The 21,394-nt window shown below is 68.9% G+C and carries 26 protein-coding genes; 10 read left to right on the plus strand and 16 right to left on the minus strand.

Annotated elements, in window-relative coordinates; genetic code table 11:
- Position 1 precedes the first annotated feature (1 nt).
- Positions 2–1,231 (minus strand): DNA polymerase IV, encoded by a 1,230-nt coding sequence (gene dinB, locus H7I57_RS22380; protein WP_264026125.1) that lies wholly within the window; start codon positions 1,229–1,231, stop codon positions 2–4.
- Between the two features lie 24 nt (positions 1,232–1,255).
- Positions 1,256–1,897, minus strand: coding sequence for a TetR/AcrR family transcriptional regulator (locus H7I57_RS22385; RefSeq protein WP_264026127.1), 642 nt, complete (start codon positions 1,895–1,897; stop codon positions 1,256–1,258).
- 102 nt (positions 1,898–1,999) lie between these two features.
- Here H7I57_RS22385 and H7I57_RS22390 point away from each other — a divergent pair, with 102 nt between their 5' ends.
- Positions 2,000–3,484: a flavin-containing monooxygenase gene (locus tag H7I57_RS22390; protein WP_264026129.1), complete on the plus strand. Its 1,485-nt coding sequence runs from the start codon at positions 2,000–2,002 to the stop codon at positions 3,482–3,484.
- A gap of 53 nt (positions 3,485–3,537) precedes the next feature.
- Here H7I57_RS22390 and rraA read toward each other — a convergent pair whose 3' ends face one another.
- The 5 genes from rraA to H7I57_RS22415 form a co-directional block, all read right to left on the minus strand.
- Complete coding sequence (gene rraA, locus H7I57_RS22395; RefSeq protein ID WP_264026131.1) at positions 3,538–4,023, minus strand: ribonuclease E activity regulator RraA; 486 nt, start codon at positions 4,021–4,023, stop codon at positions 3,538–3,540.
- 41 nt (positions 4,024–4,064) lie between these two features.
- A complete protein-coding gene (locus H7I57_RS22400; RefSeq protein ID WP_264026132.1) occupies positions 4,065–4,544 on the minus strand; it encodes an Rv3852 family protein in 480 nt (159 codons plus the stop codon).
- 78 nt (positions 4,545–4,622) lie between these two features.
- Positions 4,623–5,567, minus strand: coding sequence for a CopD family protein (locus H7I57_RS22405; RefSeq protein WP_264026133.1), 945 nt, complete (start codon positions 5,565–5,567; stop codon positions 4,623–4,625).
- Entirely contained in the window at positions 5,543–6,112 is a 570-nt protein-coding gene (locus H7I57_RS22410; protein WP_264026134.1) for a copper resistance CopC family protein, read from the minus strand. Before H7I57_RS22410 ends, H7I57_RS22405 begins: the two co-directional genes overlap by 25 nt.
- A 3-nt stretch (positions 6,113–6,115) precedes the next feature.
- Positions 6,116–6,808, minus strand: coding sequence for a DUF6474 family protein (locus H7I57_RS22415; protein ID WP_264026136.1), 693 nt, complete (start codon positions 6,806–6,808; stop codon positions 6,116–6,118).
- A 210-nt stretch (positions 6,809–7,018) separates the two neighbouring features.
- Here H7I57_RS22415 and H7I57_RS22420 point away from each other — a divergent pair, with 210 nt between their 5' ends.
- The 3 genes from H7I57_RS22420 (at position 7,019) to H7I57_RS22430 (ending at position 9,842) form a co-directional block, all read left to right on the plus strand.
- Positions 7,019–8,071 carry a hypothetical protein gene (locus H7I57_RS22420; RefSeq protein ID WP_264026137.1) on the plus strand — a complete coding sequence of 351 codons (1,053 nt, stop codon included), beginning with the start codon at positions 7,019–7,021 and terminating at the stop codon, positions 8,069–8,071.
- Between the two features lie 62 nt (positions 8,072–8,133).
- Complete coding sequence (locus tag H7I57_RS22425) at positions 8,134–8,625, plus strand: ImmA/IrrE family metallo-endopeptidase (RefSeq protein ID WP_264026138.1); 492 nt, start codon at positions 8,134–8,136, stop codon at positions 8,623–8,625.
- Complete coding sequence (locus H7I57_RS22430) at positions 8,622–9,842, plus strand: hypothetical protein (protein WP_264026140.1); 1,221 nt, start codon at positions 8,622–8,624, stop codon at positions 9,840–9,842. Before H7I57_RS22425 ends, H7I57_RS22430 begins: the two co-directional genes overlap by 4 nt.
- A gap of 40 nt (positions 9,843–9,882) precedes the next feature.
- Here the strand turns inward: H7I57_RS22430 and H7I57_RS22435 are convergent, their stop codons facing one another.
- The 4 genes from H7I57_RS22435 to sodN all read right to left on the minus strand — a co-directional run bounded on the left by H7I57_RS22435 (position 9,883) and on the right by sodN (position 12,826).
- Positions 9,883–10,281 (minus strand): CusA/CzcA family heavy metal efflux RND transporter, encoded by a 399-nt coding sequence (locus H7I57_RS22435; RefSeq protein WP_137145001.1) that lies wholly within the window; start codon positions 10,279–10,281, stop codon positions 9,883–9,885.
- A gap of 421 nt (positions 10,282–10,702) precedes the next feature.
- On the minus strand, positions 10,703–11,425 hold the full coding sequence (locus H7I57_RS22440; RefSeq protein WP_264026142.1) for a TMEM165/GDT1 family protein: 723 nt from the start codon (positions 11,423–11,425) through the stop codon (positions 10,703–10,705).
- Between the two features lie 268 nt (positions 11,426–11,693).
- Complete coding sequence (locus H7I57_RS22445) at positions 11,694–12,227, minus strand: peptidase (RefSeq protein ID WP_264026144.1); 534 nt, start codon at positions 12,225–12,227, stop codon at positions 11,694–11,696.
- A gap of 176 nt (positions 12,228–12,403) precedes the next feature.
- Entirely contained in the window at positions 12,404–12,826 is a 423-nt protein-coding gene (gene sodN / locus H7I57_RS22450; protein ID WP_264026146.1) for a superoxide dismutase, Ni, read from the minus strand.
- A gap of 68 nt (positions 12,827–12,894) precedes the next feature.
- Here sodN and H7I57_RS22455 point away from each other — a divergent pair, with 68 nt between their 5' ends.
- Positions 12,895–13,227 (plus strand): S26 family signal peptidase, encoded by a 333-nt coding sequence (locus tag H7I57_RS22455; protein WP_264026171.1) that lies wholly within the window; start codon positions 12,895–12,897, stop codon positions 13,225–13,227.
- Between the two features lie 2 nt (positions 13,228–13,229).
- Here H7I57_RS22455 and H7I57_RS22460 read toward each other — a convergent pair whose 3' ends face one another.
- Complete coding sequence (locus tag H7I57_RS22460) at positions 13,230–13,388, minus strand: hypothetical protein (RefSeq protein ID WP_264026147.1); 159 nt, start codon at positions 13,386–13,388, stop codon at positions 13,230–13,232.
- Positions 13,389–13,755: 367 nt separating this feature from the next.
- Here H7I57_RS22460 and H7I57_RS22465 point away from each other — a divergent pair, with 367 nt between their 5' ends.
- Genes H7I57_RS22465 through H7I57_RS22475 form a run of 3 tightly spaced genes read left to right on the plus strand, consistent with a single transcriptional unit; the run spans position 13,756 to position 16,040 of the window.
- Positions 13,756–14,097: a rhodanese-like domain-containing protein gene (locus tag H7I57_RS22465; RefSeq protein WP_264026149.1), complete on the plus strand. Its 342-nt coding sequence runs from the start codon at positions 13,756–13,758 to the stop codon at positions 14,095–14,097.
- Positions 14,098–14,146: 49 nt separating this feature from the next.
- Complete coding sequence (locus H7I57_RS22470) at positions 14,147–15,196, plus strand: DUF4328 domain-containing protein (protein ID WP_264026151.1); 1,050 nt, start codon at positions 14,147–14,149, stop codon at positions 15,194–15,196.
- A 4-nt stretch (positions 15,197–15,200) separates the two neighbouring features.
- Positions 15,201–16,040 carry a glycerophosphodiester phosphodiesterase gene (locus H7I57_RS22475; protein ID WP_264026152.1) on the plus strand — a complete coding sequence of 280 codons (840 nt, stop codon included), beginning with the start codon at positions 15,201–15,203 and terminating at the stop codon, positions 16,038–16,040.
- Between the two features lie 23 nt (positions 16,041–16,063).
- Here H7I57_RS22475 and H7I57_RS22480 read toward each other — a convergent pair whose 3' ends face one another.
- The 3 genes from H7I57_RS22480 to H7I57_RS22490 are packed head-to-tail and all read right to left on the minus strand — an operon-like array spanning position 16,064 to position 18,938.
- The gene (locus H7I57_RS22480; protein WP_264026154.1) at positions 16,064–17,266 is read right to left on the minus strand and encodes an LCP family protein; all 1,203 of its coding nucleotides are present in this window, start codon (positions 17,264–17,266) and stop codon (positions 16,064–16,066) included.
- A gap of 51 nt (positions 17,267–17,317) precedes the next feature.
- Positions 17,318–18,085, minus strand: coding sequence for a CPBP family intramembrane glutamic endopeptidase (locus H7I57_RS22485; RefSeq protein ID WP_264026155.1), 768 nt, complete (start codon positions 18,083–18,085; stop codon positions 17,318–17,320).
- A gap of 40 nt (positions 18,086–18,125) precedes the next feature.
- On the minus strand, positions 18,126–18,938 hold the full coding sequence (locus tag H7I57_RS22490; protein ID WP_264026156.1) for a DUF2470 domain-containing protein: 813 nt from the start codon (positions 18,936–18,938) through the stop codon (positions 18,126–18,128).
- A 113-nt stretch (positions 18,939–19,051) separates the two neighbouring features.
- Between H7I57_RS22490 and pheA the strand changes: the two genes are divergently transcribed.
- Together pheA and H7I57_RS22500 are read left to right on the plus strand one after the other, a co-directional pair.
- The gene (gene pheA / locus H7I57_RS22495) at positions 19,052–19,993 is read left to right on the plus strand and encodes a prephenate dehydratase (RefSeq protein WP_264026159.1); all 942 of its coding nucleotides are present in this window, start codon (positions 19,052–19,054) and stop codon (positions 19,991–19,993) included.
- The gene (locus H7I57_RS22500) at positions 19,990–20,685 is read left to right on the plus strand and encodes a histidine phosphatase family protein (protein ID WP_264026160.1); all 696 of its coding nucleotides are present in this window, start codon (positions 19,990–19,992) and stop codon (positions 20,683–20,685) included. The genes pheA and H7I57_RS22500 overlap by 4 nt, the downstream gene beginning before the upstream one ends.
- Before the next feature lie 260 nt (positions 20,686–20,945).
- On the opposite strand, the gene H7I57_RS22510 is transcribed toward H7I57_RS22500, so the two are convergent.
- Positions 20,946–21,296 (minus strand): metallopeptidase family protein, encoded by a 351-nt coding sequence (locus tag H7I57_RS22510; protein ID WP_264026162.1) that lies wholly within the window; start codon positions 21,294–21,296, stop codon positions 20,946–20,948.
- Positions 21,297–21,394 lie beyond the last annotated feature (98 nt).

Consider the following 21,394-nt stretch of genomic DNA (forward strand, 5'->3'; position numbering starts at 1 on the left):
ATCAGTCGGGCAGCATGGGCATCTCCAAACCGGGATCGCGACCGACGAGCACCCCGCGGGTCACGGCGGAATTGCCGTAGCGTCCCCGCACCTGGTCGATCGCGGCGTCGACGCTCGTCATGTCGACAGCTTCGGCAAACGGAAGCTCCAACTGCTGGGCACCGTCGCGGTCGATGTTGCCCACCGCGAACCCGACCAGCGTCAGGCCGCGTTCGGCGATCAGCGGGCCGGCGGCAGCGACCAGAGCACGAGCCGCCCCCAGGATGACATCGGTCGACGCGGTCGCCCGCGGCATCGTGTGGGAACGCGTGGCCCGTCCGAAGTCGTCGAACCGCAACCTCAGCACCACGGTGCGCCCGGTCCGCGCCGCCTTGCGCATTCGTCGGGTGATCCGGTCGACCAGGTTGACGACGACGGCGTCGACCTCGGCGGCCGACATCTTATTGCCCGCCCGGCCGAGCGCCCGCTGCGCGCCGACCGACCGGCGTCGGCGCCCCGTCACCACCCGCCGACGGTCGATGTTGCGCGACAAGGCGAACAACTGACGACCCATCGCGCCACCGACCATCGAACACAGCATCGACTCACTGAGTTCGGCGACGTCGGCGACGGTCTCGATGCCGTGGGCGCGGAGTTTGTCCGCGGTCTTCTCCCCGACGCCCCACAGCCGCCGCACGGGAAGCGGGTGCAGGAACGCCAGTTCGCGGTCCGGAGGCACCAGCAGCAAGCCGTCCGGCTTGGCCCCCTGGCTGGCCACCTTCGCGAGGAACTTGGTGCGGGCGATGCCGACGGTGATCGGCAGCCCGACGCGCTCCTTCACCTGTTCCCGCAGCCGGGCACCGATCTGCACCGGGGTGCCCGACACCCGGCGCAGTCCGGAGACGTCGAGGAAGGCCTCGTCGACGGACAGCGGTTCGACGAGGGGGGTGGTGTCGTGGAACACCTCGAACACCGCGGTGCTGGCCTGGGAGTACGCCGCCATCCGTGGCGGGACGACCACGGCGTGCGGGCACAGCGCCCGTGCCTGGCGCCCGCCCATCGCGGTGCGCACCCCGTAGGCCTTCGCCTCGTAACTGGCGGCCAACACCACGCCGCCGCCGACGATCACCGGCAGGCCGCGCAGCGCTGGGTCGTCCCGCTGCTCGACCGAGGCGTAGAACGAGTCGAGGTCGGCATGCAGGATGGCCGCCGACCGCGCCGTCGATCGGGCAGAGGCATCGGACACGAACATATGTTCGCATCGACGACCGACAGGTCAGCCCGGATCGCCGTAGATGCTGGCCATCCAGATGTGGCACAGGTTGTCGAGTACGCGATCATCGGGGAGTGCGGGCTGATGCCCGGCGAACGACGCCGTCATCACAGCCTCGTTCAGCAGGTTCAACGACGTGGACAACTCGACCGCAGGCAGCGTCACCGGCGCGGCGCCGTCGGCCCGTTCGGCCTCGATGACCGCGGCGATGTGATCGATCCAGCGCTGCATCGACGTCGCCCACACGGCTCGGGCCTCGGAGTTGGCGGACTTGACCGCGACCGTCGCGGCGCAGACCGCGCGATGGGCGCCGAAAGTCTGGAAGAACGCGTTGATGCCGTGGCGCCAGATGCCGCGGCGGTCGGCGGGCCGACTCTCGATGAGACCCTGCAGTGCGGCGTCGGCCTCGCCGATCACCCGCTTGAGCAGGGTCAGCAGCACCGCGTCCTTGGACGAGAAATAGAAGTAGAACGTCGGCCGCGAGATGCCGGCACCCTTGGCCAGGTCGTCGACGGAGATCTCGGCGAGCGACCTGTCTTCGAGGAGGCGCTCGGCGGTCTCCAGGATCGCCAGCTCACGGTCGTCACCGGACGGGCGTGCGGTGCGCCTGGCCCGTCCGGGGCGGGCGGTGCTGGCAGCCGTCATGACAGTGACGATTCGGCAGGGATCACAACGGCGACTTTACAGTATGTCGAATTTCTCAACAGGGTGTTGACTCGTTCGACACTGCGTTGATAGCTTGACACCATGACCGAATTTGTCGACGTAGTCATCGTGGGAGCCGGCATCTCCGGCATCAGCGCCGCCTGGCATCTGCAGGACCGCTGCCCCGGCAAGAGCTATGTGATCCTGGAACGCCGTGACAACCTCGGCGGCACCTGGGATCTGTTCAAGTACCCCGGCATCCGCTCGGACTCCGACATGTTCACCCTCGGTTTCCGGTTCAAGCCGTGGACCTCGGAGAAGGCGATCGCCGACGGGCCGGACATCATGGCCTACCTGAAGGAGACGGTCGCCGAGTACGGCATCGACAAGCACATCCGCTACGGCCAGAACGTCGAGGGTGCCAACTGGTCCGACGACGACAACCGCTGGACGGTGAGCGTCGAACGCGACGGCGAGCAGGTGGAGATCTCCGCCAGATACCTGATGGCCTGCAGCGGCTACTACAACTACGAGCAGGGGTTCTCGCCCGAGTTCGCGGGCGCGGAGGACTTCGAGGGCACCATCGTGCATCCGCAGCACTGGCCCGAGGACCTGGACTACGCGGGCAAGCGCATCGTGGTGATCGGCAGCGGGGCCACGGCCGTCACTCTCATTCCGGCACTTGCCAGTTCGGGTGCGGGCCACGTGACGATGCTGCAGCGGTCGCCGACGTTCATCGCCGCTCTGCCCGACATCGACCCGTTCACCGTGCAGACCAACAAGCGTCTTCCCGAGAAGGCCGCCTATGTCCTGAACCGGTGGAAGAGCATCGTCGCGCAGTCCAGCCAGTATCAGATCGCGCGCCGTTTTCCGGAGTTCTTCCGCAAGCAGCTGCTCACGATGGCCCGCCGCCGGCTGCCTGAGGGCTACGACGTGAACAAGCACTTCAACCCGAGCTACAACCCGTGGGACCAGCGAGTGTGCCTGGCGCCCAACGGAGATCTGTTCAAGACCATCCGTGCGGGCAAGGCCGACGTCGTCACCGACACCATCGAGCGGTTCACCAAGACCGGGATCAAGCTGAGCTCCGGTCAGGAGCTCGACGCCGACATCATCATCACCGCAACGGGTCTGAACCTCCAGCTGTTCGGCGGGGCCGCGATCTCCCGCAACGGCGAGGCGATCGAACTCAACGACACCATGGCCTACAAGGGCATGATGCTGACCCACATGCCGAACATGGCGTTCACGATCGGCTACACCAACGCGTCGTGGACGCTGAAGGCGGACCTGGTGTCCGAGTTCTTCTGCCGGGTGATCAACTACATGGACGACAACGGTTACGACACCGTCGAGCCGAGGCACCCGGGCAACAGTGTCGAGGAACGGCCGCTGATGGACTTCACGCCCGGCTATGTGTTGCGGGCGCTGGACTACCTGCCCAAGCAAGGCTCGCGCGCACCGTGGCGGCTCAAGCAGAACTACCTGGTCGACCTGCAGCTGATCCGTCGCGGCAAGGTCGACGACGCGGCGCTGGCCTTCTCCAGACACCGTGTGCCGGTGGCCACTTCGGCCCAGTCGGCCTGACCGGTCAGCCTGCGGCGACGACGACGATCAGTCGCCTTCGGCGACGACGACTATCAGTCGCCTTCGGCGACGACGACGATTCCGTCGTCGTCGCTGTAGGCGATGTGTCCCGGAACGAACACCACACCGCCGAACTCGACGGCGGCATCACGCACCCCCTCGCCGGTCTTGGTGCTCTTGCGCGGATTGGTCCCCAGTGCCTTGATCCCGATGTCCAGCGTCCGCAGCGTCGCCGCGTCCCGCACCGCGCCGTTGATGATCAGGCCGGACCACCCGTTGGACCGGCCCAACTCGGCGATGACGTCACCCACCAGCGCGGTGTGCACCGATCCGTCTCCGTCGATCACCAGCACACCGCCGTCGCACTGTTCGGACAGCACCGACTTGAGCAGTGCATTGTCCTCGAAGCAGCGCACCGTCGTGATCGGCCCGGCGAACTGCGTGCGGCCCCCGTACTGGACGAGTTGCAGATCGCAGCTACGAACATCGGGGCCGATGTCGTCGACGAGGTCAGCGGTGGGGCGCGGCGTCACGGTCACCGCGCCATTATGACGTGATTATTGATCGCGGAGGTGGTCGGTCAGTCTCCGCTGCCGCGCCGGGCGATATACACCAGGGCGAGGATCGCCAGCACGCCGGTGACGAGTGCAGCGGCCAGCGGGAGCCGGGACGGATCCTGGTCATCACGCTGCGCGGGGGGCGGCCCGGAGACGGCGTTGCTGGCGGTGGCCACCGTTGACTTTGCCTGTGCTGCTGCCTCTTTGGCGGCCGACGCCAGGTTCCCGTTGGTTTCCACGAGCTGCGCGGGCGTCGATGCCGCCTCGGCAGGCATCGCTTTCGCAGGTGCTTTCTTGGCCGGTGCCTTCTTAGCGGGTGCCTTCTTGGCGGGTGCCACTTTCTTGGCCACCGCCTTTTTCGCAGGCGCCTTCTTGGCGGCGGCTTTCTTGCCGGCCGGGGACTTCTTTGCGGCCGGGGACTTCGTCACCGGCGGCGGGACGGGCTCGCTCGCAGGGGTCGCGGCGTCGGGACCTTCGTCGGGCCGATCCGGCTGGTCTGCCATGTCGCTGCTCCTCTTGAGTGGTCTGCACTCGGCAGTGCTCCCCATCATGCCAGGTCGCAAATCGAGCGTATTTCGGTGTCAGCCCGTCACCGCCAGCGCGGCGGCTGCGGCCAGGGCAGCGGCCATCAATGCGAGCTCGGTGTAGGCGCGTGACCTCGAGACGACGGCGGTGCTGCGGTGGGCGCGGGCAGCGGGAAGCCATATCGTCCGATTGCGCCACGCCAGAGCCGTGAGTGCCACGGTGAGCACGATCTTCGCCGTCAGCACCCTGCCGTAGCCGGTCGCATAAAGATCGGCGGGCCGGCCCAGCACCCCCACCGCGCCGACGACGCCGCCGGCGAACAGTGCCGTGACGCACCACAGCGACAGTTGAGAAAACCGGGGCAGTACCCGGGCCCATTGACCACGGTGCTCGACGGTGAGGACAATTCCGGCGAGCACACCGCACCACACCGCCGCAGCCAGCGCGTGCACCGCGATCGCGAGGCCACCCCACGAGCTGGCCGACAGGTGCCCGGTCAGCGGGTGGCCTACGACGCCGACCGCCGCCAGGCCGACAGCGATGACGCACGCCGGGCCCGAGCGCGGGACCACCGCCACCAGCAGACACACCGCCCCTGCGACGATCATCGTGAGCAGGCCGGCGCGTCCCGGCGCCGTGTCCAGGGCGAAGTCCACGGCGGTACGGATTCCGAGTCGGCCGGTGCTGACCCCGGCCGCCTCGGCCCCCGCGAGCACGAGCCGGACCACCTCGGCGACCAACCAGACCGCCGACGCCAGCACCAGTGGCGCCGTCGCGCGACGGACGAGTTCATCGCGGTACCGTTCGGCGTCCAGAGCGGGCACCGCGGCAAGCCCGAGGGTGACGACCGCTGCTCCGTCGGCAACCGCCCTGGTCAGTGCCGGCGCCATCGACGTAGCCGGATATGCCAGGGCCCACGCAACCACACTTGCCGACGTCGTGACGAGTACCGCACCCGCCACCGCGCGACGGTGCGTCACGACCTGCGCCGAACCGCCCATATCGCGCCGAGCGCCACGATCGCCGTGGCCGCGGCGGCGAACGGCCAGACCGGCGGCCCATCGGTCGCGGTGTCCGGTCCCGGCGGCGCATGGGTGGCCGCATCCGACGTCGGGGTGGCCGGCGGCGGGGCGGCGTCCGTCGCGCCCGCCAGCAGCCGGTAGGACCACGACCCCGACACGACGTGACCGTCGGCGGACGTCGCCCGGAAGTTCACGGTGTAGTCACCGGCAGGGCCGCCGCCCCGCACACCGACGCTGATCACCGCTCCGTCGACAATGATTTGCCCGTCGGACCACTGCCCGCCGTCGGGGCCGATCACGGTCATCGCGGCGAACTGAGCCTGCATCGGTTCGTTGAACGTCGCGCTCACCCGCGACGGCGGCTGCGTCAGTTCGGCGTTGTCGGCAGGGTCACCGCCGATCCGCGCGGCGTGGGCCCACGCCGCACCGGCGCCGGCCAGCGCGCCTGCGACGAGCCCGAACGTCAGGGCGGCGACGGCGATGACATGCGAGACGACGGCTGCTCCGCGCTGTAGCGCCGACAACGGTCAGACCACGCCCAGGCGCGCCATGAGGTCGGCCTCTATGCCGTCGAGTTGCTCGGCGATCGCGGCGTGCGCGGCGCGACGACGTGCCGACGGCATGTTCTCGGCGGCGGTCACCGCGACCGCCAGATCGCTGAGGCGCTCGGTGATGGCCGCGACGAACTGCTTGGTCTCTGCGTCACTCGCGGACTTGCCGGACTTGCCGGACTTGGACTTCTTCTCCGACTTCTCCGACAACTGGCGCAGCGACTGCTCGGCACCGGCGATCCGCGCCGAGTACTGGGCCCCATGCCCGGAGAACTGCCCGAGCTGACTCAGCGGAATGCCCAATTGGTCCGCGCGACGCTCGTCGAGCAACCCGCGCGCGGCGATCGACGCTCGGTAGACGAGGGGCACAACCACCGGCGCGAGCAAACGCGACACGGTGAGCGCTCGACGAACCTTCGTCGGCGAGAACAACTTGCCCTCGCGCGCGGCCTTCAGCTGGGTTTCAGCAACCTTGAGTGCAGCCCTGTCGCTGTCACGCTGGGCTTTCAGCTGTGCCCGCAGCGCACGAGCCTGTGCCTTCTGCTCGGACTTGAACCGACGGACCTCGTTGCGGGCCGACAGCTTCGCCTCGAGCTTGGCCTTCGCCTTGATCGCGCGGGCCTCGGCCCTCCGGGTGGCACGGGATTTGCGTCGCTTGAACAGACTCATCCCTGCGGCCTCCCAGATCTTCCTTCGACACTTCCCACCGGTTAGCGCGGTGGCGCTGACAAAACCCTAGCGTTCGGTGCGCACCGGGGTGGTCGCGCCCCGATCGCCAGGGCGTTTCCGCTTCTCAGCAAACCGTCTCGCCCGATTGTGCGAGAATCGTCCCGTCATCGGGGTCAGACGGCGCCATGTCGGTCGAAGGGTGGTGACGACGTGGGCTCGCGTGCGCGTGCCACGGCAGCGGCGTGCCTTGTCGCGTCCGGCCTGCTGGCCGGCGGCCTGACCACCGCCACGGCGTTCGCAGATCCCCCCGGGCCGACCGCCCGCGACGACACATCCGAGGGTGGCCCCGACGCGGCGCCACCGGGTCGGCAGATCGGCGGCGGCACGACTGCCGGCGACCGGGATGACGGGGGCGACCGGGGCGACCGAGCCGACCGGGGCATCGTTTCGGCCCCCGAAGGCGGTGACGCCCGCGAAGAAGGTGACGCCCCTGAAGCCGGTGACGCCCCCGCAGCCGGGGAGGAGCCCGAAGACGGCGACGCCGCAGCAGCCGGGGACGAGTCCGACAGCACCGCCGACGTTTCCCGGGGCCGAGACCTCGAGGTCCCGCTATCCGAGGCGCGTGAGGAGGCGGAACCGCGGCTACCGTGGCCGCCGTGTTGTGCGAAGGGCGAAAAGGACTGCTGGCCATGGCCGTGGCCGGAGCCCGAACCAGATCCCGACGGCCCGCCGAAGTCCGACAACGACGGCGGCGGTTTTCCGGACCTGCCGGTCGGGCTTCCGTTCCCCGGCCCGGTATTCGGCGTCCCACCGGAACTGGTGCCGCCTACGGGGGAGCCCTTGTTCCCCGACGTCGTCGACACGGTGCCCGGCGTCGGCGTCGCGGTAAGCACCCCTGCGGGAGGACCGATCAGCCTGCCCGTCCTGATCGCCGCCCCGACGGGTTCCGGCGCCGCTGCGGGTCCGGTCGGTGGGTCGGGGGCCGGAATGCCCGCCGCTCCCCGGCAGGGCACCGCAGATCCGATGCCTGCCCGGCAGCCTCTGCCGGCCACAGCAGCGGGCAATGTCGCGATGCCCGCGTCGTATCGCGTCGGCTACGGGGAGTATCTACGGACCGCCGGAATCCCACAGATCGCGGCGCTGGCGGTGCCGGGCGTCGCGGGGATCCTGGTCCTCACCGCGACGGGCGGATTATTGGGCTACCGCCAGGCGAAGGCGGGCCGTGCGGTGTGCACCACCCGGTCGGTCCGGTTCATGAACTGACGAGTTCTGCTCGCTCTGCGGGAGTGGGCAGCGGATAGTGGACTTATCGAGAGGGGGTTTTCATGCCTGCGAGCCGCAATGTCACCCGCGCGGTCAGTGAGGTTCTCGATCTTGCCCCGAAGAGGGGTGAGGTGTCGTTGCCTCGGCTGATCGACGCGGTGAGCGAGAACCGCGACAGACCGATCGAACTCACGACCGCCGATCTGCCGCCGGGGGTGTGCGGTCAGTGGCGCCAGTACGCCGACCGCGACGTCTTCCTCATCCAGCAGGGATTACCGGCATGGGATCGGACGCTCGCGCACGAACTCGGGCATCTCGTCCTCGGCCATCAGGGCATTCCCGTCATCCAGGCGGCCGAGGAGAACACCGAGGTGGCCAGCTCCGACCTGATCGGTTACATGCTCAATCAGCGCACCGGATGTATGGGCCCCCACGGAGAGGACCACGAGCAGGAGGCCGAGGACTTCGCGGCGCTGCTGATCTACCGGCTGGGTCGGCTTCCCTCTGACAGGTCGTCGATCGTTCAGGTTCGCCTGGGAGAGGCGTTTGGTTGATCGTCTGGGTGATCGCCGGACTCCTGGGGTTGGCCACCGGCCTGCGGATCGGGTGGGCGCTGGTCAACAAGCAGTCGCTGGTCAGCACTGCGATGATTCTGGCCCTGGGCAGCCTCGGCCTGGTCGCGGCGTTCAACTGGCAGCCGCTCACGCTGTTGATCGACACGCTGCTGCGGTGGCCCAACATCTCGATGGGGCTCAGTCAGGTGGCGCTGATCGGCTGCGCGGCAGGCAGCTGCGTGATGATCACGACGGTTGCGTCCAGTCGGCCACCCCCGGTCGTCAAGAAGATCGCCGTCGCGCAGTACAGCGTCGCCGCCGTCATCGCAGTGGCGAGCCTGGTCGTCTTCTTCTCCGCGGGGCAACAACCGGAGATGTCTCCCGAGGAGTACCTCAGGCGAAGCCTCGGCTCCGGCGTGACCTCGCTTCCGTGGCTGCTTCCGCTGCTCTACGTGCTGCTGGCGCTGAGCTTGGTGGTGTGGGCGGGGCTGCGGCACTCCAACCGCACGCGTCGCGGTCGGGCGCTGTTCGTGTTCACGGTCGGGATCGTGCTGATCGTCCTTGCGCTGGCGTTCTTCCTGCTTCGCGCCGTCGGCACGAGCGGCCTGGTCGGCGTGGGTGCCGCTGCGACGCTGCTGGGCTGCGCGATGCTCATCGTCGCCGCGGGATCGCTGCTGCCCAGCCTGGAAGACTGGTTCGGGGCGCGTCACGAGCTGCGCACCATCCAGCCGCTTCTCGACGAGCTGGGCCGGCGCCACCCCGACGTCGGAATCGGTGTCCGTCCCCGGGGGCCGCTGGTGTTCAGGGTGGCCGAGCGGATGTCGTTGATCTCGGATGCGTTGTTCCTGGAGGCCACCGCCGCCGACGGTGCCCGGCACCGCGTCGATGCCGGTGGCACGGCGACGGTGCGCGGTAGAGGCGACGGAGGCAACCGAGGCAACCCAGGCAGCCGTAACGACCGAGGCGATCTCGATGGCCGGCGAGAGCTCGCCGAGCTCGAGGCGGACGTGTCGCCGGTCGAGCAGGCCGAGGTCGTCGCGCGATGGATATCCGAAGGCACCGACGACGCGCCGGAGCCGCGACGCACGGAGTTCCCCGGTCGTGCGTGGCTACGCCAACCCGCTACCTACTCAGACCGCGAGTGGATTCTTGAGATCGCCCGCCAGTATCGACTCGCCCTGGACGCCCGCGGTGGCAGAGGAAGCCGCTCCCGATAAGACGTGGTTCGCCGGCTTCCGACCTGCCAAGAAGACCGGGCTAATTGTCCAGGTTCTCGCGACGGCGCAGTTCGTCGACCTTCGATGCGATGTCCTGCTTGGCTTCGGCGGACAGGCCGACCGTGCGCGCCGCAATGCGGCGAACACCTTCGTCGCGCATCCCGGCCAGCCAGGTGAGCTCCTTGTCGAGCTTCTCGTAGTACTCGTCGTCGGTGAAGTACGCCGGCTTGATCCGGAAGAAGTTGGCAAGCGCGGCCATCGTTGCCGCGGACGGGTTCGTTCGGTTGCCGGAGCGCAGCTGCGACAGGTACGGAGCGGACATCGTGACACCCTCGGCCTTGAGCGCGGCGATCACCTCGGCCGAGGTGTGCGGGCCACGTCCTGGCGGGTAGACGACGTCGAACAGGCGATTTAAGCGAGCGGCAAACGTATTGCTCATCGGGATTGACCTCCACATGCGGACAAGCGGTGTTCTAGGGCGGCGTATTTGCTGATCATCGTAGCGACAGTTGTGTCCACAACCAAGTGCAAACCGGATAAAAGTTAACCCGGTTCCGGGAGGCGGTCAGCCGCTGCTGGCGTCAACGGCGACGGTGCAGGACTTCACACCGACAGAGCACGGTGCGGCTAAGCAAAGATCAACGGCACGGCAGCAAGCATACGCCCGCCTCTTGGTCAGCCTCGTCACAACAGTGTCTTTGTTTACCGTGGGCAACTTCCGCATTCGGGACAACCACGCGCCACGAGGTTTGCTGGAGCCCTGGTGAGGGGTTGCGGCCGCGAAGCTGCGGACAGAGCTCCACGCCATGTGGCGCTGCGGACTTTGGCGGCGGCCCGGCAAAGGGTGCCAGGCATTGGTGTCAGTAGCCAGTGGCATGCCGGGCAGCATTCGGCGCCGGTTCGTGGTCGGCGGACGGTCCAGGACGTCTCCGAGAGCGGCGCCACGCGACGACGGCGGCCGCCGCGGCGGCCGCCGCGGTCGTTGCCGTCACTGCGACGGCCACCCACCGCAGCCCCAGGCCGCCGTCGAAGAACAGGAAAAGGCCGAACAAGAGGAACAGCACGCTGGCAGACGCGTGGAGGAAGCGTTCGGGCAGGCGCTTGTGCAGCAGCATTCCGGCGGCGATGGCCACCCCGTCGGCCACCACCATGCCGATCGTCGCCCCGATCCACACGCCGGCCCAGTTGTGGTCGCTGGCCAGCGCGACGGTGGCCAGCATCGTCTTGTCGCCGAGTTCGGCGAGCACGAACGACGAGACGATCGCGAACACCACGAACCGGGGTTCGGCGACGCGCACCTCCTCGTCGTCGTCCTCGCGGTGGCCCTCCCGCCAGGTCCACACCGCGAACAGCAGGAAAGCGATCGAGGCGGCGAATGCGATGGGGCGTTCCGGCAGCGTCAATCCGAGGAAATGGCCGATGGCGACCGACAGCCCGTGAACCAGCGTCGCGGCGATCGCGACGCCGGACAGCACCACCCACCAGCGGTGGCGCAGCGAATACGTCATGGTGATCAACTGAGACTTGTCGCCCAGTTCGGCGACGAAGACCACTGCGAGACTGACCAGAATGGCCGTGAGCATGGGATGGACCTTTCGACGCGTCGCCGAACAGGTCTCGCTCACGACCCGTCAGGCTTCGGTCGAAGGTCTCGCCCACCGCACCCCGGGTTCGAGGTGTGGTTCGCCGGCCGGGCTCACGCCAGTATGTCGACTCGACGATTGGGGGCTACTCCCCTTCGCTGACTTCACCGACCCTAGTCGGCGAAATGCGACAGCGCCAGTCGGGGAAGGGTTTTCGGGAACCCGAATCGCGCCTTCGGGGGATGCCGATAAAGGAGTTCGAAACGCCTTATGCGGCAAGCAGCATAGCGAGGATTGCCGTGTCCGGATGGCTGATCGGGTCCACGCCGACGCGGCTGACCATCGAGGTGACGGTCCCGTCGGACTCCGCCTCGACCCACGCCGCGCGGTGCTCGAGTCCGAGGTGGGGCAGCCCGGGGAGCAGGACGCAACCCGATGCGGCGCCGGTGCACTCGGGAAGTGACGGTGTGGTCTCCGACGGGGGGTGGAGCATCAGCAGTGCCGGAGGTTGACGGTCCGCGAAATGGCCAGGGGCCATGGCGGATTCGCCGACCACAGTGCCCTCGGCCACCACCAGACCGACGGTGCCCGGTTCGGGCCGATCGGGCAGCTCCTCGCGCACACCGAAAATGGTTGTGGTGGAGAGCAATCCCGGCAGCGATGCGACGCGGACGGCGACCATGAGCAGCTGCGCCCATTCCTTCGTCGAATCGGGCCACCGGCCCGACACCACGAAGCCCTTGAGAGCACCACGAGAATGGAACGGCGCGATCTCGATCGCCCGGCCGGACCCTAGAGCCATTTCGCCTCCCCGCATCCGTCAGCAAATGCCCGACACGACTGTGGGTCGATTCGCTCAGGATGAGGCAGGGGGCCACTGGCACGCAAGTGGACACGAGTGCCAATCGGTCACGAAACGAAAACCCGGCTCGGTCGAGGACCGAGCCGGGCAGCGTCGTCTGTTGTGTGAGAGGCGTGTCAGGCGGGCGGGTAGACGCCCATGCCCTTGGCCTTCTCGGTCTGCCAGAAGATGTCGGCGATCTCGTCGATGGTCTTCAGTAGCTTCTCGGCGACGGCCACGTCGAGCGACTTCTTCACGTCGCCGGCTCCGTGGACACCGTCCCAGAACAGCTGGTGCAGGTTGGGGAACTGCTCGAAATGCTCCTTGGTGAAGAAGTCGGCCCACAGCACCATCAGGTGATGCTTGACCTCTTCGGCCCGCTGCTCCTTGATGATGATGGCGCGGGTCTTGAAGTGGTCGTCGTCCGAGTCGTGGTACTTCTGGAGCGTCTTGAGGCACGAGAGCGCCTCGATCTTGGCCTGCGCGGGGTCGTAGACACCGCAGTACAAGTCGCAGTGGGCATGGGCAGGAGTGGCGTTGGCGAAGAGTCGATGCAGCATGTGCCCTAACTTACCCTTAGCCCATGCGCCGTAACCATGGGCCGCGACCTGCTTTCGGTGGTTGGCCGGTGCGGCGCTTCGTCGTCGTCGAAGACTCGATGCTGCCGACGCTGCGGCCCGGCGACGGACTGCTGGCGCTGCGGGGTGGCACGCCGAGAAGAGGGCAGATTCGCGTTTTCCCCGATCCGCGGTTGTCGACGCGATATCTGGTCAAGCGCGTGGGCGGTGTGCGGCGCTCCGGGTCTGGCGCGACGTTCGAGGCCCTGTCGGACAACGCCGGTGCACCGGGTGCGACCGATTCGCGGGAATTCGGATGGGTGCAGGCGACGCAGTCCTACCGAGTGGTCTGGACGGTCCGAGCCGGTACAGCCGGATCAGGTTCTGGCGACGCTAACGGGTGAGTTCAGAACAGCACGATCAGGGCCAGGAAACCCAGCAGCACGAGAGCGATGAGGCCTGCCCGCATGCACGCCATCAGCTGGCTGCGGGTGTAGGGACGCGACGTCGACTGCCACCCGGACGGCGGAAATGCTGACCCCGAGTCCATTGACGACGATGCCATCAGACGCTCCTCACCTGCACGCTGTGAAACTCCCCCAGTGAGATCGGTCACAGAGTGACCCATGTGACGGCGATCATAACCCCTGTTGTTCACTGCAGCGAAATCGGGCCGCGGGCCGCCGCGCAGAATGCGAATTATTTAGCAGTGCGAGGCATTTCGCTCGTGCGGCGCCCCGCCTGTTGATCGCCGGCACGGCGCGCCGACAGGTTATGCACAGCCGCGGTGACCGGTTTCGCCATCAGACGGGCTCACAGCCTCGCAGAGCCCTTCCCCGCCTGTGGATGAACCTGTGGAAACTGTGGATAGGCCTCCGTTGCTGGAGCAATCCACGTGGTGTCCGGCGCCGGCACCGTGCCAGCATGAGGCCATGGATGACACCGATGTGCCGCAGGCCGCGATCAACGACGTGCCCGTGAACTTCGACGAGGCGGCGGTGCTGCTCGACGTGCGTGAGCATGACGAGTGGCAGCGAGGCCACGCCCCGGGCGCGCAGCACATCCCGATGGGCGAGGTGCCGGCACGGATGGCCGAGATCGACGCCGAGGCCCCGTTGTTCGTCGTCTGCCACGCCGGGGGGCGGTCGCAGCGGGTCGCGCAGTACCTGGCGCGAAACGGCTACCAACCCGTCAACATCGCCGGCGGCATGCTGGCGTGGGCCGGGGCGGGCCGCCCGGTGGTGACCGACGACGGCGGCGTGGGCACGGTCTGATCCGGTCTCGTCCTCGAGTCCCGATTCGATACCCCATTAGGCTGATCACATGATCCAGGTGTGTTCCCAGTGCGGGACGCGGTGGAACGTACGCGACCGGCAGCGGGTCTGGTGTCCGCGTTGCCGCGGCACGCTGCTCGCGCCCTCGGGTTCGGCCGGCCAGTCGGAGTGGAACGCGCGGCAGGCGAAACCGCAGCAGGCTCAGCGGCGTTCCGGCCCGCTGCTGCCGCCGGGCTACCGGTGGGTCGCGGTGCGCCCGGGTACGCCGCCGCCGCCCCGGCGCGGGCGGCGCGAACTCGGCCCGACGCCTCGCTACCTGACGATCCCCCGGTGGGGTCTGGTGGAGCACTTCGATGCTCCAGCCGAGCAGCAGGTTCCACGCGGCGGCCCGTCGGCCACCGCGGTGCGGATGACGCTGGTGACGACGATGGCGGTGCTCGGCGCCGCCGCCTTCGTCCACCTGGTGAGGTACGTGCTGCTTATCGTCAACCGCTCGGTGTTGCTCAATCCGTGGGTGGCCGGCGCGGCGACCTGGGGTGGGGTGGCGCTCAGCGTCATCGCGATGTTCATGGTCGTGGGCAGCGCGTTGGTGCTCACCAACTGGCTGATCGCGCGGCGGTCGGCCGCGTTCGCCTTCCACGGACTGCACGAGCCGAGGTCGGTATGGGCCCTGCGCGCCGGCTGTCTGGTGCCGATCGTGAACCTGGCGTGGGCGCCCGTGTACGTCATCGAGTTGGCCGACATCGAGGCGCGACGGAAATGGCTGCGCAGGCCGATCGCGGTCTGGTGGGTGGTCTGGGTGGTCAGCACGGCGGTCTCGCTGTTCTCCATTGCCACGAGCTTCACCACGGATCCCCAGGCCATCGCCAACAACACCGTCACGACGATCGTCGCGTACCTGCTGGCGCTCGCGGCGCTGCTGCTGGCACTGCAGGTCTTCCTCGGTTTCGAGCGGCAGCCCGTCGAGCGGCCGACGAAACGTTGGGTGATGGTCGCCACCGACGAACCAGGGCCGGGCGACGACACCCCTCGGGACACCCCGGACGCCGAGAAACCCGCGCCTGCGGTTGAGTCCGAAGGGGCGAACCCGGCAGCATAGCGGTATGAGCTCCGGCGAGGTGTTCGGCGGCCACCCGTTCGTGGTGGCGCATCGCGGCGCCTCGGCGGACCGTCCCGAGCACACGAAGGCCGCCTACGTCCGTGCTCTCGACGAAGGTGCCGACGGGGTCGAATGCGACGTGCGGCTGACCAAGGACGGCCACCTGGTGTGTGTGCACGATCGCAGCGTGGACCGCACGTCGACCGGGACCGGCCTGGTCAGCGAGATGACGCTCGCGCAGCTGCGGGTCCTGGACTACGGCGCGTGGCATCCGAGCCGGCGGGCCGACGGCAGTCAGGGCGACACCGGATTGCTGACGCTGGAGGACCTGGTGACGTTGGTGCTCGACTGGAATCGGCCGGTCAAGATGTTCATCGAGACCAAGCACCCGGTCCGCTACGGAGCGCTCGTGGAGAGCAAGGTACTGGCCCTGCTGCACCGCTACGGCATCGCCTCGCCGGCATCGGCGGACCTGTCCCGCGCCGTGGTGATGTCGTTCTCCGCCGCGGCGGTGTGGCGGATCCGGCGGGCGGCGCCGATGCTGCCGACCGTCCTACTCGGTGAGACGTCGCGCTATCTCGGCGGCGGCGCCGCCACGACGGTCGGCGCGACCGCTGTCGGGCCCTCCATCGCTACGCTGCGCGAACATCCCGAGTTGGTGGACCGGGCTGCCGCCCAGGGCCGGGCGCTGTACTGCTGGACCGTCGACCACTACGAGGATGTGCAGTACTGCCGAGACCTCGGCGTCGGCTGGATCGCGACCAACCACCCGGGCCGCACGAAAGCCTGGCTGCAGAACGGGCTGACCGGCGCCGGCAGGGACGCCGGCCCCGCCGCGGACTAGAGCCTCAGAGGGAGCCGCCCGAGTCAGGGATTCGCGGCCTCGAGCACGTCCTGCGGTATCGCGGCATCGGAGGCCAGCGCCGAGAACAACCGCTGGGCGGCCTCGCTGTCCCACACCACGATCGACCCCGAGCCGTTGTCGGTGAACTCGCCGATCGGCACGGTGACGGTGATGAGCGAGGACGGGTCACCCCGCAGTGCCCACGCCAGGCGGGCGAGGTCCCAGATGTGGTCGCCGTCGTCGACGGTGATGGTGTCGGCCGCCGCGCGTGCCATCGGGAACCACCGCAGCGGATTGAGCAGCACGGTGGGACTGGCGGCGCGGTCGACGAGCGCCGACATGAACTGCCGCTGGTTGGCCATCCGGTCGAGGTCGGCGCGTGCGGTGGCGCGGCTGCGGACGAAGCCCAACGCCGCCCGCCCGTCCAGCTCCTGGCAGCCGGCGGGCAGATCGATGCCGGCGAGGGGATCGTTGATGGGCTCGGCGGGGCACATCGTCACCCCTCCGACGGCGTCGACGAGGCCGGCGAAACCGCCGAAACCGATTTCTGCGTAGTGGTCGATGCGCAGGCCGGTGGCCTGCTCCACGGTTTGCGCCAGCAGCGGGGGGCCACCGATCGAGTAGGCCGCGTTGATCTTGTCGCTGCCGTAGTCGGGGATGGGGACGTAAGAATCGCGTGGGATCGAGACCATCGTGGCCGGGGTGCTGGAGAACAGCCCGGGCAGATGGACCAGCAGGATCGTGTCGGTGCGGCTGGCGCCCAGGTCGCCACCGGTGGCGAGTTCGGCTTGTTGTTCGGGGGTGAGGCCCTCGCGGCCGTCGGAACCGACGAGCAGCCACGTGGTGCCGGCTCCCTGCGCGGGGCGTTCGGGATAGTCGCCCAGTGCCGGGATGCGGGTGAGGGACGTCTCCACCCAGACGACTGCGGCGACCATCGCCAGCACGAGGACCAGCAGGCAGCTCAGCAGGATCCGGAACACACGGCGCGGGCGCCCCGGTTTCCGGACGGGCGGCGGAGCCGGCCTGGGTGCGGCGGGCGGAGGCGGTCTGCGCCGCGGGGGTGGCGGTGGCGCAGGCCTGCGCTGCGGGGTGGCCGGGTTCGGCGGCCAGGCAGGCCGGTAGTTCGGGTCGCGCCGGATCGCCTGCGGCGGCTCACGGCGACCCGGCGCTCCTCCTGCCGGAGGAGGGGGAGCCGGCCCCGGAAAAGGCGGCCGCTTGTCGGTCACAGCAAGAATGTACGTGCAGAAACGCCCACCGTCGCGTACCCGTGCCCGGGGCTACCGCAGCCAGCCGAGGTGGCCGGCCAGCAGCGAGTAGCCGACGAAGGCCACGGCGTCGATCATCGTGTGCGCGATGATCAGCGGCCACAGCCGGCCTGTGCGCTGCCAGGCGTACCCGAACACCAGCCCCATGGCGAGATTGCCCAGGCCCGCGCCGAACCCCTGATAGAGGTGGTATGCGCCGCGCAGCAGGCTCGAGGCGATCAACGCCGTCCAGGGGTTGACCCGCAGCTGCCGCAACCGGGTGAGCAGGAACCCGACGACGACGACCTCCTCGGCCCACCCGTTGCCGAAGGACAGCAACAGCAGCACGGGGATGCGCCACCAGGTGTCGTTCAGCTCGGCGGGTTCCACGGAGGCGTTGACCCCGAGAATCCGGGCGATCTGGTAGAGCGCCAGTCCCGGGACGCCGATCAGGGTGGCCAGCCCGATTCCGCCGAGAACGTCGGCCCGCCAGCGGATTCGACCCAGCCCGACCGCAGCGGGGCGCAACCCGCTGCGCCACAGCAGGTAGATCGCCAGCGCACCCCACGCCAGCAGTTGGAAAAAGCTCGCCAGGTTCAGTCCGAGGTCGATGAGGCCGAACGCCGAGCGCTGCGGATTGAGCGCCACGGTCTGACCCGACAGGCCGAGCAGCACGCCCTCGATGAGGCTGAGCAACGCGGTGTAGGCGCTGAGGGCGAACGTGACCGCGAGCACCACCGCGATCTCGATGCGCAGCGCTCGTCGCTGCGTCGCGGTCAAATCATCCTCGGGCGCGCTCACCGCAGCCACGGTAACCGGATCGCGACGCGACCGGCGGCACTCAGACCCCCCGCGCGCGTAACCCGTTGAGGAACGGGCAGCCCATCAGCACCCGGATCGCCTGGCTCAGCCCTGTCACGTCGTCCACGGGCTTGGCGAACGGCAGCCGGACGTCGTGGTCGCCGTCGTCGCCTTCGACGCGCAACTGCACGCCGTAGCGGTCGAGGCCAAGCGGCCGCACCCGGCCGCGGCGCAGCGTGGTGGGCAGGCGGCTGGCGAGCCGGTCGACGACGTCGCGGTGCGCGGACTCCATGTGCTGAAGCCAGCAGGACTCCATGGCGCAGAACGGATCCGGGCTGGCCCCCAGGAGGGCGCCGAGTGGGACCGACTCGGCGCCGGTGGCGTCGGCCACCACGACGGATTCGATCTCGAGGCGCATCAGCGCGTAGCGGGTATCCGGCGCTGCCGTCGTGTCGGACCCGGCGTTGCCCGAATTGACTTGAAGCAGAGCGGGGTTGGGGTCCGAACTGGCGATCAGGTCGAGCAGTCCGGGTATCTCGGTCGACGGGACGTCGCGCAGGGTGCCCTGGATCCAGACGAGGGAGCGCACCGGTTCCCGCAGGGGCAGCGGAGCGTAGTCGGTCATCTCCAGTACCGCCGGCACACCGGTGTTGCCCGCGGTGAGCACCTTCGCGGCCAGCACTCCGCCGGAGGGCGCGGTGATCGCGAACGATCCGTCGCCGAGCAGATGATGCACAGGCGTGGGGGTCGGGTTGAGGCCCTCGACGGCGAGCATCGCGCCGCCGGCCCGCACGCACGCGCTGCGGATCCGCTCCGCCGTCGTCGGAGCCGCGGTAGTTGCAGAAGATGCCATCTCGCCACCTTTCTCTTGGTAAGGTGAGGCTAACTTAACTAGTGGGGGGTCGTTCGCGCAAGGCTTTGGTGCAGCGGAACGGGATTACCGGTCCTACCGATAGTCTTGGAGTCGTGCCCGGCATCGCATATCTCGGTCCCGAAGGAACGTTCACCGAGGCCGCCCTGCGCGCCATCGCCGGCAACGGCCTGATCCCGGCGTCATGCGCTTCGGGCGCCGCAGGGACCGAGCCCGTCACGCCGATCGCGGCCGACAGCACGCCCGCCGCGCTGGCCGCCGTCCGCTCCGGGGAGGCCGAGTTCGCCTGCGTCCCGATCGAGAACTCCATCGACGGATCGGTGCTGCCGACACTCGACAGGCTCGCCGACGGTACGCCGCTGCAGATCTACGCCGAGTTGACGCTCGAGGTGTCCTTCACCATCGCCGTCCGCCCCGGCACCGCGGATTCCGATGTGCAGACCGTGGCGGCGTTTCCGGTCGCCGCCGCACAGGTCAAGCGCTGGCTGTCCGGGCACCTGCCGAAAGCTCAACTCGTTCCTGCCAATTCGAACGCCGCCGCCGCACAGGACGTCGCCGCGGGACGGGCGGACGCGGCGGTCACCACCGCGCTCGCCGCGCAGCGCTACGGTCTCGACACGTTGGCCGCGGACATCGTCGACGAACCCAACGCCCGCACCAGGTTCGTCCTCGTCGGCCCTCCGGGTCCGCCGCCCAAGAGGACGGGGGCCGACAGGACATCGGTGGTGCTGCGGCTCAACAACGTCCCCGGCGCGCTGGTGTCGGCCATGACCGAGTTGGCGATCAGGGACATCGACCTCACGCGCATCGAGTCCAGGCCGACCCGCACCGAGCTCGGCACCTACATGTTCTTTCTCGACTTCGTCGGGCACATCGACGACGACTCGGTCGCCGAGGCGCTGCGGGCGCTGCACCGGCGCTGTGCCGACGTGCGCTACCTCGGCTCGTGGCCGACCGGTGAGACCGCGGGGGCGAGCCCGCCCCAGTTCGACGAGGCGGCGGCGTGGCTGGACCGCCTGCGGGAGGGCAAGCCGTGAGCGGGCGGTTGGTGCTGGTGCGCCACGGGCAGTCGCACGGCAACGTCGACCGGCGCCTGGACACCCGGCCGCCGGGATCCGAGCTCACCGACCTCGGTCGCGACCAGGCCAGGACGTTCGCCCTCGCGATGCCGCGCCCCCCGGCGATGGTCGCGCACTCGATGGCCACCCGCGCAGTGCAGACGGCATTGGAGATCAGCACCGTGATCAGCGCAGCCGCCGAGACCCACGAACTCGAGGGCATCCACGAGGTCCAGGTCGGCGAACTGGAGAACCGCAACGACGAAGAAGCCCACGACGAGTTCAACGCCGTCTACCGGCGCTGGCACCGCGGTGAGCTCCGCCTGTCGCTGCCCGGCGGCGAATCCGGAGCCGACGTGCTCGACCGCTACGTGCCGGTGATCGACCAGATCAGGCTGCGTTACCTCGACGACGACACCTGGAACAGCGACATCGTGGTCGTCAGCCACGGTGCGGCCATCCGGCTGGTCTCGGCGGTGCTCGCCGGGGTGGACGGCGGCTTCGCGATCGACCACCATCTGGCGAACACCGAATCGGTGGTGCTCGCCCCCGTCACCGACGGCCGCTGGAGTTGTGTGCAGTGGGGGACGCTGACCCCTCCGTTCGGCACCGCACCGACGGTGACGCGGATCGGGGACGACGCGGCTCGCTCAGCCGACCCGATGGGCTGAGGGCCTGCCTCCGACGGCCGGGTCGCACGCACAGTCGACGGCGCTGCAGTCGATGTGCAGTGTGTGCACACCGTCCGGCGTGGTGCAGCCGTCCTCGGTGCATTCGGACCGGCGGTAGGCGTGGTGAATGAGCGCGCCGTGGCAGTGCTCCAAGCCCTCTCGGCAGGCGCGGCACTCACGGGTCATGACCCGTTCATAGCACTCCGGGGCGACGACTTCGGGGTGCCGCGCCCTGTGCTGCGCACGTGCCCACCCAGCCGTCATGCCCACCCCAGCTCGTGCAGCCGGTCGTCGTCGATGCCGAAGTGGTGGGCGATCTCGTGGATCACCGTGATCGCGACCTCGTCGACCACCTCGGCCTCGCTGCCGCAGATGTCCAGCAGCGCCTCGCGATAGATCGTGATGGTGTCGGGCAGCGATCCGACGTACCACGAATCACGCTCGGTCAGCGCGATCCCCTCATAGAGGCCGAGCAGTTCCGGCTCGTCGGCGTTGCGGTCGGCCACCAGGATCACCACGTTGTCGATCGCCGAGGCCAGGTCTGGCGGGATGAGGTCGAGCGCATCGCCGACCAGTTCCTCGAACCGTTGCGGGGTCATCCGCACGGTCACGGGCTTAGATCCCCGGCGGTGGTGGGGGCGGCGCGGGCGGCAGCAGCTCGGCGGGCGGTCCCGGTGGGGGCAGCGGCGCGGGAGCCGGCGGCGGGGGC

It is taken from the genome of Mycolicibacterium pyrenivorans (genome assembly GCF_025821625.1).
GTDB lineage: Bacteria > Actinomycetota > Actinomycetes > Mycobacteriales > Mycobacteriaceae > Mycobacterium > Mycobacterium pyrenivorans.

What these genes read in the sequence shown, in the direction of transcription:
- H7I57_RS22440 (WP_264026142.1), bottom strand. Translation starts at nt 11,425, where the DNA reads ATGCTCACGGCCATTCTGGTCAGTCTCGCAGTGGTCTTCGTCGCCGAA.
- H7I57_RS22465 (WP_264026149.1), top strand. Translation starts at nt 13,756, where the DNA reads ATGGATGACACCGATGTGCCGCAGGCCGCGATCAACGACGTGCCCGTG.
- H7I57_RS22470 (WP_264026151.1), top strand. Translation starts at nt 14,147, where the DNA reads ATGATCCAGGTGTGTTCCCAGTGCGGGACGCGGTGGAACGTACGCGAC.
- H7I57_RS22385 (WP_264026127.1), bottom strand. Translation starts at nt 1,897, where the DNA reads ATGACGGCTGCCAGCACCGCCCGCCCCGGACGGGCCAGGCGCACCGCA.
- H7I57_RS22475 (WP_264026152.1), top strand. Translation starts at nt 15,201, where the DNA reads ATGAGCTCCGGCGAGGTGTTCGGCGGCCACCCGTTCGTGGTGGCGCAT.
- H7I57_RS22425 (WP_264026138.1), top strand. Translation starts at nt 8,134, where the DNA reads ATGCCTGCGAGCCGCAATGTCACCCGCGCGGTCAGTGAGGTTCTCGAT.
- H7I57_RS22405 (WP_264026133.1), bottom strand. Translation starts at nt 5,567, where the DNA reads ATGGGCGGTTCGGCGCAGGTCGTGACGCACCGTCGCGCGGTGGCGGGT.
- H7I57_RS22445 (WP_264026144.1), bottom strand. Translation starts at nt 12,227, where the DNA reads ATGGCTCTAGGGTCCGGCCGGGCGATCGAGATCGCGCCGTTCCATTCT.
- H7I57_RS22415 (WP_264026136.1), bottom strand. Translation starts at nt 6,808, where the DNA reads ATGAGTCTGTTCAAGCGACGCAAATCCCGTGCCACCCGGAGGGCCGAG.
- dinB (WP_264026125.1), bottom strand. Translation starts at nt 1,231, where the DNA reads ATGTTCGTGTCCGATGCCTCTGCCCGATCGACGGCGCGGTCGGCGGCC.
- H7I57_RS22490 (WP_264026156.1), bottom strand. Translation starts at nt 18,938, where the DNA reads ATGGCATCTTCTGCAACTACCGCGGCTCCGACGACGGCGGAGCGGATC.
- H7I57_RS22390 (WP_264026129.1), top strand. Translation starts at nt 2,000, where the DNA reads ATGACCGAATTTGTCGACGTAGTCATCGTGGGAGCCGGCATCTCCGGC.
- H7I57_RS22460 (WP_264026147.1), bottom strand. Translation starts at nt 13,388, where the DNA reads ATGGCATCGTCGTCAATGGACTCGGGGTCAGCATTTCCGCCGTCCGGG.
- sodN (WP_264026146.1), bottom strand. Translation starts at nt 12,826, where the DNA reads ATGCTGCATCGACTCTTCGCCAACGCCACTCCTGCCCATGCCCACTGC.
- H7I57_RS22400 (WP_264026132.1), bottom strand. Translation starts at nt 4,544, where the DNA reads ATGGCAGACCAGCCGGATCGGCCCGACGAAGGTCCCGACGCCGCGACC.
- H7I57_RS22435 (WP_137145001.1), bottom strand. Translation starts at nt 10,281, where the DNA reads ATGAGCAATACGTTTGCCGCTCGCTTAAATCGCCTGTTCGACGTCGTC.